Origin of the sequence: Hydrogenophaga sp. (genome assembly GCF_011772445.1) — a bacterium.
GTDB lineage: Bacteria > Pseudomonadota > Gammaproteobacteria > Burkholderiales > Burkholderiaceae_C > Hydrogenophaga.
Genome location: NZ_WVZN01000048.1, coordinates 73,453 through 86,330, shown reverse-complemented (window position 1 = coordinate 86,330; position 12,878 = coordinate 73,453). Strand labels below are relative to the sequence as shown.

Sequence of the window (12,878 nt, the reverse complement as noted above, 5' to 3'; positions counted from 1 at the left end):
TACCCCATTGCACCCGGCCGTCCAGTTCGAGCAGTGCGATGGCATCGCCACGCTCACGCTCAACGAAGGCGATCGCCTCAACCCCCTGACGCCTGCGCTGCAACAGGGCGTGCTGGAGGCGCTGCGCCGCGTGCGCGAGGACAGGGCCATCCGTGCCCTCATCCTCACCGCCGCTGGCCGCGCCTTCTGCGTCGGCGCCGACCTGGCCGACTTCAGCGAGCGCGCCAAGGACCCCTCGCGCGGCTCGCTGGGCACGCAGGTGGGTCACATGCTCGACGAGACCGGCAACCCCATGGTCGCGGAGTTGCGCTCGCTGCCGGTGCCCGTGGTGTGCGCGGTCAACGGCGTGGCCGCGGGAGGCGGCGTGGGCCTGGCCCTGGCGGCCGACGTGGTGATCGCCGCGCGCTCGGCCTACTTCTACCTGCCCTTCGTGCCCGCCCTGGGCGCCGTGCCCGACATGGGCGCGAGCTGGGCCCTGCCGCGCGCCGTGGGACGTGCCCGCGCCCTGGGCCTGGCCCTGCTGGGCGACAAGCTGGACGCGCCGCGCGCCGCCGACTGGGGCCTGGTGTGGGCCTGTGTGGACGACGGCGCGCTGGCGCAGGAGGCGCTGGCCCTGGCCACGCGCCTGGCCGCCATGCCCGCGCACGCCATCGCCGAGGCGCGCGCGCTGTTCGCGGCCAGCGAACGCAACAACCTGGCGCAGCAGCTCGCGCTGGAGCGCGAGCGCCAGGCGCAGTTGATCGACGGCGAGGCCTTCGCCGAGGGCATGCGCGCCTTCATCGAGCGGCGCCCGCCGGTGTTTCGCGGGCGGGGTTGAGCGACGGGCAGCGCCTGCGAATGCGCCCTCAGAGCGCGCCGGCCATCCAGGTGTAGAGCGGGATGCCCAGCAGGATGTTGAACGGAAAGGTCAGGCCCAGCGACAGGCCCAGGTAGAGCGAAGGACTGGCCTCGGGCACGGCGTGCCGCAGCACCGCCGGCACCACGATGTAGGACGCGCTCGCGCTCAGAACCATCAGCAGGGCCGTGTCGGCGGTGGACAGGCCGAGCAGCCTCGCCAGGCCCAGGGCGATCAGGGCATGCACCAGTGGCCCGAGCACCGCGTAGGCCAGCAGCACCGGCGAGGCGCGCCGCGCGGCGCCGACGTTGCGCGCCACCAGAAGGCCCATGTCCAGCAGGAAGAAGGCCAGCAGCCCCTTGAACAGATCGCCCGCAAACGGCTGCATCACCGCCTTGCCGGCCTCGCCGCTGAGGCAGCCCACCACGAGAGAGCCCAGCAGCAGGAGCTGCGCACCGCCGGTGAAGGACTCCCGCAGGATGCCGCCCAGCGACGCGCCACCGGCCACCGGCATGCCCGACAGCGCGGCCTGCCCGGCGCCCACCACCAGCACCGGCCGCGCGGCCTGGCGCGCCGCATTGGCCAGCAGCACGGCCATCAGGATGGCCGGCGTCTCCATCAGCACCATGGCCACCGTCATGTGGGCGCCCGGGCTCATACCCTGGTTCTCGAGGTACTGCGTGGCCGCGACGAAGCTGACCGCGCTGACCGAGCCATAGGCCGCGGCGACGGCGGCGGCATCGAAGCGCGAGACGTGCCGCCGCAGGAAGGCGTAGCCCAGCGCGGGCACCAGAAAGGCCATGAACAGGGCAGCACCCAGGCCGCTGAGCATGGCCGGCGAGAGCCCGGACTCGGCGAGTGCGAAGCCACCCTTGAGGCCCAGCGCCATCAGCAGGTAGAGCGACAGGAATTTGCCGATGGCGGGCGGAATCTCCAGGTCGGAGCGCAGCGCGCCGGCGAGCACACCGAAGACGAAGAACAGGATGGCGGGGTCGAGCAGGCTGGTCATGGACAACTCCAGGTTCGGCCCGATGCTAGGCAAGACAAGGTGTTCCGTAAAATCGATTTGTTTGGAGTGACATATAGAGAAAAGTCTATGAACGTGAGCTTTCGGCAGTTGCGCCTGTTCCTGGCCCTGCAGGAGACCGGCAGCGTGAGCGGTGCCGCGCGGGCCATGCATGTGACCCAGCCCACCGCGTCCATGCAACTGCGCGAGATCGCCGACAGCGTGGGCCTGCCGCTGTATGAGGTGATCGGCCGCAAGGTGCACCTCACGCCCGCCGGGCTCGAGCTGGCGCAGACCGCGCGCGCCATGGCGCGCGAATGGGAGAACTTCGAGCAGCAGGTGGCCGCCACCCAGGGCCTGGCGCGCGGTCACCTGAAGGTCTCGGTGGTGAGCACCGCCAAGTACTTCGTGCCGCGCCAGCTCGGCCGCTTCTGCCACAAGCACCCGGCCATCGACGTCGCGCTGGAGGTGCTCAACCGCGACGGCGTGGTGCAGCGCATGCGCGAGAACCTCGATGACCTCTACATCATGTCCATGCCGCCCGCCGACCTCGCGGTCGAAGGCGAGGTGTTCATGGCCAACCCCCTGGTCGTCATCGCGGCGTCGCGTCACCCGCTCGCCCGCACGCAGGGCCTCACGCTGCGCGGGCTGGCCGATCAGCGCTTCATCCTGCGCGAACGCGGCTCGGGCACGCGCATGGCGGTCGACCGGTACCTGCGCGCCCAGCGTTTCGTGCCGGACGTGCGCATGGAGCTGGGCAGCAACGAGGCCATCAAGGAGGCAGTGGCCGGCGGGCTCGGCCTGGGCATGATCTCCCAGCACGCGCTGCACGGGCACGCGCGCGAGCACGGTGTGGTGGTCCTGGACGTGCAGGGCTTTCCCATCGCGTCGCAGTGGAGCATCGTCCACCTCGCGGGCAAGCGCCTGTCGCCGATCGCCCTGGCCTTTCGCGATCACCTGCTCAGCCAGCCGGGCTGAGGCCGCCGGCGCGGCGGGCGCGGCCGCGGGTCTTTCATGCGGCCGCAGTTGCGAGTGGCTATCATTTGCCGAGACATCCCCAGCGCGCCCGCGGCGCCTTGCGTGCACCGCGCGGTGCGCGCCCTCCAAGCACCCTCCCATGCCCGACCCCGATCGATCGCCCGCGTCCCCGTCTCACCGTCCCTGGGCGCGCGGCCTGCTGTGGCTGGGCCTGCTGCTCGTCGTCGGCGTGGCGGCCTGGTGGTTTCTCTTGCGCCCGCCGCAGACGCCGCCACCCATGCCCAACCAGTGGCGCGGCCCGGTGGCCGTGCGCGTGGAGCCCGCCCGCACCGAGGACTTCACCGTGCAGGTGCGTGCCGTGGGCACCGTGGCGCCCTACAACACCGTGGTCGTGCGCAGCCGAGTGGATGGTCAACTGGCGCGCGTGCTGGTGCGCGAAGGCCAGCGCGTCGCGCGCGGCCAGTTGCTCGCCGAGATCGACCCCGAGCCGCTGCGCGTGGCGCTGGCCCAGGCCCAGGGGCAGCAGCAGCAGAACCTGGCCCAGTTGCGCAACGCCGAGAGCGAGCTGGCGCGCTACGAACAACTCTTCACGCGCGACGCCATCGCCCGCCAGCAGCTCGACCGCCAGGCCGCGCTGGTGCAGCAGTTGCGCGGCACCCTCAAGGCCGACCAGGCGCAGGTGGACAACGCAAAGCTGCAGCTCTCCTACACGCGCATCGAGGCGCCCATTGCCGGCCGCGTGGGCCTGCGCCGGGTGGACGCCGGCAACCTCATTGGCGCCAACGACGCCAACGGCCTGTTCACGCTCACGCAGACCCAGCCCGTGGCCGTGCTCTTCAGCGTGCCCGAGCCGCAGGTGGCGGATGTGCGCGCCGCGCACGCCGAGAAGACCCCGCCCGTGGTCGAGGCCTGGGACCGCGACAACCGCCAGCGCATGGCCACCGGCCGACTCGACACGCTGGACAACCAGATCGACGCCGCCACCGCCACGCTGCGCCTGAAGGCCCGCTTCGAGAACGCCGACGACGCGCTCTTTCCCAACCAGTTCGTCAACGTGCGCCTGGCGCTGCGCGAGCTGCCCGGCGCCGTCACCATCCCCACCGACGCCGTGCAGCACGGCTCGCGCGGCAGCTACGTCTACGTGATCGCCGACAACAAGGCCCGCGTGCGCGATCTGGTGCTCGGCCCGGCCAGCGGCGGGCGCACCGTGGTGCTCAAAGGCCTGGCGGCGGGCGAGCCCGTGGTGCTGGAAGGCCTGGATCGCCTGGAGGACGGCCGCGCGGTGAACGTGGTGCAAGCCACGGAGCTGCCCGCCAACTCGCCCCTGGCGCCGGACGCAGCGGCACCCCGTTGAGGGAGGCTCAGGCCATGTCCGCCGCGCCCTCCCTCTCGCGCCCCTTCATCCTGCGGCCGGTGGCCACCTCGCTGCTGATGCTGGCGGTGCTGATTGCCGGCCTGCTGGCCTGGCGCCAGTTGCCGGTGTCGGCGCTGCCGCAGGTGGACTACCCGGTCATCCAGGTCTTCACCTTCCAGCCCGGCGCCAGCCCCGAGGTCACCGCGCGCACCGTCACCGCGCCGCTGGAGCGCCGGCTCGGCCAGATCCCCGGTCTGGCGCAGATGTCGTCCACCAGCTCGGGCGGCGCCTCGGTCATCACCATGAAGTTCGCGCTCGAGGTGGACCTGGGCGTGGCCGAGCAGGACGTGCAGGCCGCGCTGCAAAGCGCCAACAGCCTGCTGCCGTCCGACCTGCCGGCCCCGCCCATCTACCGCAAGGTGAACCCGGCCGACGTGCCCATCCTCACGCTGGCCATCAGCTCCGAGACCCTGCCGCTGCCGCGCGTGGTGGACCTGGTGGACACGCGCATGGCCGGCCAGCTCTCGCGCCTGCCCGGCGTGGGCCTGGTCAGCCTGGCGGGCGGGCAGCGCCCGGCCATCCGCGTGCAGGCCAACAGCCGCGCGCTGGCGGCCAATGGGCTCACGCTGGAGGAGCTGCGCACGGCCATCGCTGCCGCCAACAACAACCAGCCCAAGGGCAGCTTCGATGGCGAGCTGCGCAGCACCATGCTGGACGCCAACGACCAGTTGCGTTCGGTGGCCGAGTACCGCCGCCTCATCGTGGCCTGGCGCGACGGCGCGCCCTTGCGCCTGGGCGACGTGGCGACGGTGGCCGAAGGCGCCGAGGACCGCTTCCTCGCCGCCTGGGCCGGCATGGCCTGCGCCGAAGGGCAGAGCGCCCATTGCGGCCTCGCGCCCGCCGTGCTGCTCAACATCCAGCGCCAGCCCGGTGCCAACGTCATCGCCGTGGCCGACCAGGTGCGCGCGCTGTTGCCGCAGCTCACGGCGACGCTGCCGGCCACGGTGAAGGTTCAGGTGGTGTCCGACCGCACCGAGAGCATCCGCGCCTCGGTGCGCGACGTGCAGAAAGAGCTGCTGTTCGCCATCGCCCTGGTGGTGCTGGTCACCTTCGTCTTCCTGCGCACACCGGCGGCCACGCTCATTCCCAGCGTGGCCGTGCCGCTCTCGCTGGTGGGCACCTTCGCGGCCATGCTGCTGATGGGCTACTCGCTCAACAACCTCAGCCTCATGGCGCTCACCATCGCCACCGGCTTCGTGGTGGACGACGCCATCGTCATGCTGGAGAACATCGCGCGCCACCGCGAGGAAGGCGCGGGCCGCATGGAGGCCGCGCTCAAGGGCGCCAGCGAGATCGGCTTCACCCTGGTTTCGCTCACCGTCTCGCTGGTGGCGGTGCTGATCCCGCTGCTGTTCATGGCCGACGTGGTGGGCCGCCTGTTCCACGAGTTCGCGGTCACGCTCGCCGTGGCCATCGCCATCTCGCTGGTGGTCTCGCTCACGCTCACGCCCATGATGGCCGCGCGCATGCTGCCGCGGCCACCCGCACACGGCAAGCAGCGCGACTGGTTGAGTGGAACGATCGAGCGCTACGGCCGCTGGCTCGACTGGGTGCTGGCGCGCCAGCCGCTGGCGCTGCTGGCCATGGCGGCCACGCTGCTGCTCACCGGCCTGCTCTACCTGGCGGTGCCCAAGGGCTTCTTCCCGGTGCAGGACGCGGGCGCCATCCAGGTCGTCACCGAGGCGCCGCAGAGCGTGTCCTTCGGCGCCATGGCCGAGCGCCAACAGGCCCTGGCCACGGCCCTGCTGGACGAGGCCCCGGTGCACAGCATCGCCTCCTACATCGGCGTGGACGGCAGCAACGCCACGCTCAACAGCGGGCGCATGCTCATCACGCTGGCGCCGCACGCGCAGCGCTCGGTCTCGGCGGGCGAGCTCATCGACCGCCTGCGCGACAAGGCGCGCGGCGTGGACGGCATCCAGGCCTGGTTCCAGCCCGTGCAGGAGCTGGGCCTGGAAGACCGCATCAGCCGCACGCAGTACCAGTTCACGCTCAGCTCGCCGGACAGTGCCTTGCTGGCCGAGTGGAGCGATCGCCTGCTGCAGGCCTTGCAGCAACGCCCCGAGCTGGCCGACGTGGCCGGCAACCTGCAGCGCGAGGGCCTGCAGGCCTACCTGGAGGTGGACCGCGACGCCGCCGCCCGCCTGGGCCTGCGCATGAGCGACATCGCCTCCGCGCTGCAGAGCGCCTTCGGTCAGCGCCAGGTCAGCACCCTGTTCACGCACGCCAGCCAGTACCGCGTGGTGCTGGAAAGCGACGACGCCGCGCGCGGCGGCCTGCAGGCGCTGGAGGGGGTGTTCGTGCGCCCGGCCAATGGCGGGGCCGACGCCGCCCCCGTGCCGCTGTCGGCTGTGGCGCGCGCGGTGGAGCGGCGCGCGCCGCTGGCCATCGAGCACCAGGGCCAGTTTCCCGCCGCCACGCTGTCGTTCAACCTCGCGCCCGGGCATTCGCTGGGCGAGGCCGTGGCCGCCATCGAAGCCGTGCAGCAGCAGATCGAACTGCCCCTGGCTGTGGAGCTGGCCTTCCAGGGCGCGGCCGAGGGCTTCCGCAGCTCGCTCGCGAACACGCTGTGGCTGATCCTCGCCGCCGTGGTGGTGATGTACCTGGTGCTGGGCATGCTCTACGAGAGCGCGGTGCACCCGCTCACCATCCTGTCCACACTGCCCTCGGCCACCGTGGGCGCGCTGGCCGCGCTGCTGCTGGCGGGCCGCCCGCTGGACATGATCGCGGTGATCGGCATCGTGCTGCTCATCGGCCTGGTGAAGAAGAACGGGATCATGATGGTCGACTTCGCGCTCGATGCGCAGCGGCGTCTGGGCCTGAGCCCGCGCGAGGCCATCCACCGCGCCGCGCTGCTGCGCTTCCGCCCCATCCTCATGACCACGCTGGCCGCGCTGTTCGGCGCCGTGCCGCTGATGCTGGCCAGCGGATCGGGCGCCGAGCTGCGCCAGCCCCTCGGCATCGTCATGGTGGGCGGGCTGATCCTGAGCCAGGTGCTCACGCTGTTCACCACACCGGTGGTCTACCTGGCCTTCGACCGGCTGGGACGCGGCCGCGCCGGGCGCACAACGGACGCCTGAACGCCATGCACGCGCTGGCCCGCTTCTTCATCCGCCGCCCCGTGGGTTGCGTGATGCTGGCCGTCGCCATCGTGCTCACCGGCCTGCTGGCCCTGCGCCTGCTGCCGGTGGCGCCGCTGCCGCGCGTGGACTTCCCCGTCATCGTGGTGCGCGCCAGCCTCCCCGGCGCCAGCCCCGAGAGCATGGCGTCCACCGTGGCCGCGCCGCTGGAACGCTCGCTCGGCAGCATCGCCGGCGTCACCAGCATCCGCTCCAGCAGCAACCAGGGCAGCACCAACGTCACCCTGCAGTTCGACCTGAGCCGCGACATCGACGAGGCCGCGCGCGAGGTGCAGGCCGCCATCAACGCCGTGCGCGGGCAACTGCCCTCGGGCATGACGGGCAACCCCACGTTCGTGAAGGTGAACCCATCGCAGGCGCCCATCATGGCGCTGGCCCTGTCCTCCCCGCGCCTGCCGTCCTCGGCGCTGTACGACAACGCGTCCACCGTGCTGGCGCAGAAGCTCGCACAGGTGGCGGGCGTGGGCGAGGTCACGGTCGACGGCTCGTCGCTGCCGGCGGTGCGCGTGCAACTGCAGCCGCAGGCCCTGGCGCACCGCGGCATGTCGCTCGACGACGTGCGCCGCGCCATCGCCGACGCCAACGCCTGGCGGCCCGTGGGCCTGGTGGAGCGCGACGCGCAGCGCTGGCAGATCGCCTTGCCCGATCCGCTGCGCACGGCGGCGGATTTTTCGACGCTGGTGGTGCGCAACGAGGGCGGCGCCCTGGTGCGCCTGGCCGACGTGGCCGAGGTCACCGATTCGGTGGAGAACCGCTACACCGCCGGCTACCACAACCACCGCCCGGCCGTGGTGCTGCTGGTGAGCCGGCGGCCCGGCGCCAACATCGTGCAGACCATCGACGCCATCCACGCGCAACTGCCGCAGTTGCGCGCCCTGCTGCCGGCCGACACGGAGCTGAGCGTGGTGATGGACCGCTCGCCCGGCATCCGCGCCACGCTGCGCGAGGGGCGCTTCACCCTCATCCTGAGCTGCGTGCTGGTGATGGCCGTGGTCTGGGCCTTCCTGGGCAGCCTGCGCACCGCGCTCATTCCCGCGCTGGCGCTGCCGGTCTCGCTGGTGGGCGCGCTGGCGGCCATGTGGTGGCTGGGCTTCTCGCTCAACAACCTGTCGGTGATGGCGCTGATCGTGGCCGCCGGCCTGGTGGTGGACGACGCCATCGTGGTGCTGGAGAATATCCAGCGCCACATCGAGCGCGCGCGCGCCGCCATGGCCGCGGCCGGGCAGCGCGAGGTGGGCCGGCGCACCGTGTGGCGCGCCGCCTTCGCGGGCGCGGGCGAGGTGGGCTTCACCCTGCTCGCCATGAACCTGGCGCTCATCGTCGTCTTCGTCTCCACGCTGTTCATGGGCGGCGTCGTGGAGCGCCTGTTCCGCGAGTTCTCGCTCACGCTGGTGGCGGCCATGCTCATCTCGCTGGCGGTGTCGGTCACGCTCACGCCCGCGCTGTGCGCGCACGGCCTGCCGGCCGGCCCGCGCACGCGCGCCCCGGGGCCCGTGGCGCGCCTCATCGCCACCGCCTTGGCCGACGTGCAGGCCGGCTACGCGCGCAGCCTGGCCTTCGCGCTGCGCCACCACTGGCTCACGCTGCTGCTGCTGGCGGGCACCGTGGCGCTCAACGTCTGGCTCTACGTGGCCATTCCCAAAGGCATGCTGCCGCAGCAGGACACGGGGCAGCTCAGCGGCTTCGTGCGCGGCGACGACGGCTTCTCCTTCCAGGGCATGCAGCCCAAGGTGGAGGCCTACCGCCGCCTGCTGGTGGCCGACCCGGCGGTGGCCGACGTCACCGGCGTGAGCGGTGGGCGCACCGGCACCAGCAATTCCTGGTTCCGCATCCGCCTGAAGCCGCTGGCCGAGCGCGGCGAATCCGCTGACGCGGTGGTCGCGCGCCTGCGCCGCGCCGCGCCACCCATCGCCGGCGGCATCCTGTTCGTTTCGGTCGACCAGGACATCCGCCTCTCCGCGGGCGGCGGCGATGGCGAGTACGTCTTCGTCATGCGCTCCGATTCCCTGGCCGAACTGCGCCGCTGGACCAAGCCCGTGGGCGAGGCCTTGCGCGCGCTGCCCGAACTGGCCGACGTGGACTTCGGCGTCGGCGAGGACGCGCAGCAGGTGGTGCTGCAGGTGGACCGCGAGGCCGCGCGCCGCCTGGGCGTCAGCATGGACACCGTCACCAGCGCGCTCAACAACGCCTTCTCGCAGCGCCAGGTGGCCACGCTGTACGACGCGCTGAACCAGTACCGCGTGGTGATGGAGGCCGACCCGCGCGGCAACAGCGAACCCAGCGCGCTGGAAACCGTGCAACTGCTCAACAGCGCGGGCGAGCGCGTGCCGCTCACCGCCATCGCCACGTGGCAGTACGGCCTCACGCGCGACCGCGTGCAGCACGACGCGCAGTTCGCCTCCGCCAACATCAGCTACGGCCTGGCGCCGGGCGTGAGCCTGCAGCAGGCGCAGCAGGCCATCGAGCGCGCCGTCAATGGCCTGCTGCTGCCCACCAGCATCTCCACCGGTGACCGCGCGGGCGACCCCAACAGCCTGCAGGCCACACTCAAGCGCCAGCCCTGGCTCATCCTGGCCGTGCTGGTCACGGTCTACCTGGTGCTGGGCATGCTCTATGAGAGCCTGCTGCACCCGCTCACCATCCTGTCCACGCTGCCTTCGGCCGGCGTGGGCGCGCTGCTGGCGCTGCGCGTGTCCAACACCGAGTTCAGTCTCATCGCGCTGCTGGGCCTGTTCCTGCTCATCGGCGTGGTGATGAAGAACGCCATCCTGATGATCGACTTCGCGCTGGCCGCCCAGCGCCAGCGCGGCCTGCTGCCGCGCGAGGCCATCCACGAAGCCGCGCTGCGCCGCCTGCGTCCCATCCTCATGACCAACCTGGCCGCGCTGCTGGGCGCCGTGCCGCTGGTGATGGGCCTGGGCGAAGGCTCGGAGCTGCGGCGCCCGCTGGGCATCGCCATCATCGGCGGGCTCGCGGTGAGCCAGTTGCTCACGCTCTACACCACGCCCGTGGTCTACCTGATGCTGGAGCGCCTGCGCGCGCGCCTGAGCCCTTCCGCCGCGCGCACGCCCGCCGCCACGCCCGCCTGACACCATGTCCCAGTTGCACCCGTTCGGCCCCTTGCCACGCCGCCTCACGCTTGCGGCACTGCCGCTGCTGCTGGCCGCCTGCGCCAGTGGCACGCGCGAGCCGCCCGCGCCGCGCGTCGAGCTGCCCGCCGGTTTCCAGTACGCCTCGGCGGAAACCACCGCCCCGGCCACGCCCATCGACCCCGACTGGTGGCGCGCCTACGGCGACCCCGAACTCGACGCCCTGCTGCGCCGCGTGGCCGAGGCCAACCCCGAACTCGCGCAGGCCGAGGCGCGTTGGCGCCAGGCGCTGTCGCAGGTGGACGCGGCGCGCGCACTCGCGCTGCCGCAGCTGGGCGCGGGTGGCGGCGTCACGCGCAGCGGTGGTGGCACCACCAGCAGCGGCGCCAGCGCCGGCACGCGCCGCCTCTACGACGCCGGCCTGGACCTGTCGTGGACGCCCGACCTCTGGGGCCGCGCCGCGCGCGAGCGCGAGGCCGCCGCGGCCGGCGCCGACGCCCAGGCCGCGCTGCTCGACGCCGGGCGCCTGGCCCTGCAACTGGCCGCCGCGCAAGGCTACGTGCGCCTGCGCGCGCTCGACGCCCACCTGGCGCTGCAGGCCGAGGCCGACGTGGCCTACGCGCGCTCGCTGCAGATCACGCGCCTGCAATACGAGGCCGGCCTCGTCGCGCGCGCCGACGTCATCCAGGCCGAGACGCAGCTGCAGTCGCTGCGCACGCAGGCCTTCACCATCACGCGCCAGCGCGCGCTGGAGGCCAATGCGCTCGCGCTGCTGGCCGGCACCACGCCCTCGGACTTGCCCATCGCCGTGCGCGAAGGCGCCTTGCCCGCGGTGCCTTCCGTGCCCGCCGCGCTGCCCGTCGACCTGCTGCGCCGCCGCCCCGACCTGGCCGCTGCCGAGCGCCAACTCGCCGCCGCACACGCGCGCCTTGGCATCGCGCAGAGGGCCTGGCTCCCGGATCTCTCGCTCTCGGCCAGCGTCGGCTGGCAGGCGTCGAGCTTCGCGCGCCTGTTCGACACACCCTCGCGCGTGTGGTCGCTGGGCCCGCGCCTGGCGGCCACGCTGTTCGATGGCGGCGCGCGCCGCGCCAATGAGGCCCTGTTCACCGCCGCCTACGACGAGCAGGCCGCGGCCTGGCGCGCGGGTGTTCTCGCCGCCGTGCGCGAGACCGAGGACGCGCTCGCGCAACTGGGCACGCTCGCGGAACAAGAGCGCCAGCAAGCGCGCCTGGTGGAACTGGCCAACGAGAACGAGCGCGTGGTCGGCTACCGCTACGAGGCCGGCGAGATCAGCTTCCTGGAGGTGGCGACAGCGCAGAACCTCGCGCTGTCGGCGCGCCGCGCCGCGCTGGACGTGCGGGCCGAGCGGCTGGCGGCGAGCATGGCGCTGGTGGCGGCGCTGGGGGGCGGCTGGCAGGCCCCCTGATCGCAATGCAAGGCACGCCATGGAACTGAGACAACTTCGCTACTTCGTCCGCATCGTCGAGCTCGGCTCCATGAGCCGCGCCGCCGCCGAGCTCGACATGGTCCAGTCCGCGCTGAGCCAGCAGATCAGCCGGCTGGAAAGCGAGCTCAGCACGCGACTGCTGCAGCGCACGCCGCGCGGCGTGCTGCCCACCGAGGCCGGGATGGCCTTCTTCCGTGAAGCCAAGCTCACCCTGCGCCACGCGGAGCAGGCCGCGCGCGCCGCACAGGCCGCGCGCCTCTCGGGCTCGGTCAGCGTGGGTCTGGCGCCCACCACCGCCGCTGTGCTGGGCCTGCCGCTGATGCAGGCCATGCGCGAGCGCTACCCCGACGTGCGCCTGCACCTGGTGGAGGGCATGTCCGGCCACCTCGCGGCCCAACTCAAGGCGCGCGAGCTCGACCTCGCCGTGCTGTTCGACCCGCACGCCGGGCAGGGCGCGCCCACGCCCGGCGACCGCCTCCTGGACCGCCAACCCCTGTTCACCGAAGACATCTTCCTGATCACACAGGCCAGGCGCCGCCAGCGCAAACGCCTGACGCTCGCCGACCTCGGCGATGAGCCCCTGATCCTGCCCACGCACCCTCACGGCCTGCGCCTCACGCTGGACGCGGCCTTCCAGCGCGCGGGCATCCGGCCCCAGGTGGTGATGGAAGTGGACTCGCTCTCCATGGTGATGGCCGCGGTGGACGCCGGCCTGGGCAGCAGCCTGCAGCCCTACGCGGCGGTGCACGGCTTCCCCGACGCGCAGCAGCGCTTCCGCCTGTCCCTCATCGACGACGCCCAGGTGCGGCGCACCAACCTGTTGTGCAGCCTGAGCGAGGACGAACTGTCGCCCGCTGCCCTGGCCACGCGCGTGGTGGTGGTGGACTGCGCCAAGCGCCTCATCGAGGGCGGTGGCTGGCCCGGCACCCGGCTCTGGGTTCACGAAAACTGATACCCCCATGCCTTGAG

The 12,878-nt window shown here is 72.4% G+C and carries 8 protein-coding genes; 7 read left to right on the top strand and 1 reads right to left on the bottom strand.

Annotated elements, in window-relative coordinates:
* Positions 1 to 7: 7 nt before the first annotated feature.
* The gene (locus GTO19_RS21380; RefSeq protein ID WP_291024713.1) at positions 8 to 817 is read left to right on the top strand and encodes an enoyl-CoA hydratase-related protein; all 810 of its coding nucleotides are present in this window, start codon (positions 8 to 10) and stop codon (positions 815 to 817) included.
* A gap of 28 nt (positions 818 to 845) precedes the next feature.
* Here the strand turns inward: GTO19_RS21380 and GTO19_RS21375 are convergent, their stop codons facing one another.
* Complete coding sequence (locus GTO19_RS21375; RefSeq protein ID WP_291024711.1) at positions 846 to 1,844, bottom strand: sodium-dependent bicarbonate transport family permease; 999 nt, start codon at positions 1,842 to 1,844, stop codon at positions 846 to 848.
* A gap of 87 nt (positions 1,845 to 1,931) precedes the next feature.
* Between GTO19_RS21375 and GTO19_RS21370 the strand changes: the two genes are divergently transcribed.
* From GTO19_RS21370 to GTO19_RS21345, 6 genes are all read left to right on the top strand, one after another.
* Complete coding sequence (locus GTO19_RS21370; RefSeq protein ID WP_291024708.1) at positions 1,932 to 2,819, top strand: LysR family transcriptional regulator; 888 nt, start codon at positions 1,932 to 1,934, stop codon at positions 2,817 to 2,819.
* Between the two features lie 139 nt (positions 2,820 to 2,958).
* Positions 2,959 to 4,173 (top strand): efflux RND transporter periplasmic adaptor subunit, encoded by a 1,215-nt coding sequence (locus GTO19_RS21365; protein ID WP_291024706.1) that lies wholly within the window; start codon positions 2,959 to 2,961, stop codon positions 4,171 to 4,173.
* 14 nt (positions 4,174 to 4,187) lie between these two features.
* A complete protein-coding gene (locus tag GTO19_RS21360) occupies positions 4,188 to 7,313 on the top strand; it encodes an efflux RND transporter permease subunit (RefSeq protein WP_291024704.1) in 3,126 nt (1,041 codons plus the stop codon).
* A gap of 5 nt (positions 7,314 to 7,318) precedes the next feature.
* The gene (locus GTO19_RS21355; RefSeq protein WP_291024702.1) at positions 7,319 to 10,462 is read left to right on the top strand and encodes an efflux RND transporter permease subunit; all 3,144 of its coding nucleotides are present in this window, start codon (positions 7,319 to 7,321) and stop codon (positions 10,460 to 10,462) included.
* A gap of 4 nt (positions 10,463 to 10,466) precedes the next feature.
* Entirely contained in the window at positions 10,467 to 11,888 is a 1,422-nt protein-coding gene (locus tag GTO19_RS21350; protein ID WP_291024700.1) for an efflux transporter outer membrane subunit, read from the top strand.
* 19 nt (positions 11,889 to 11,907) lie between these two features.
* Positions 11,908 to 12,861 carry a LysR substrate-binding domain-containing protein gene (locus tag GTO19_RS21345; RefSeq protein ID WP_291024697.1) on the top strand — a complete coding sequence of 318 codons (954 nt, stop codon included), beginning with the start codon at positions 11,908 to 11,910 and terminating at the stop codon, positions 12,859 to 12,861.
* Positions 12,862 to 12,878: the final 17 nt, after the last annotated feature.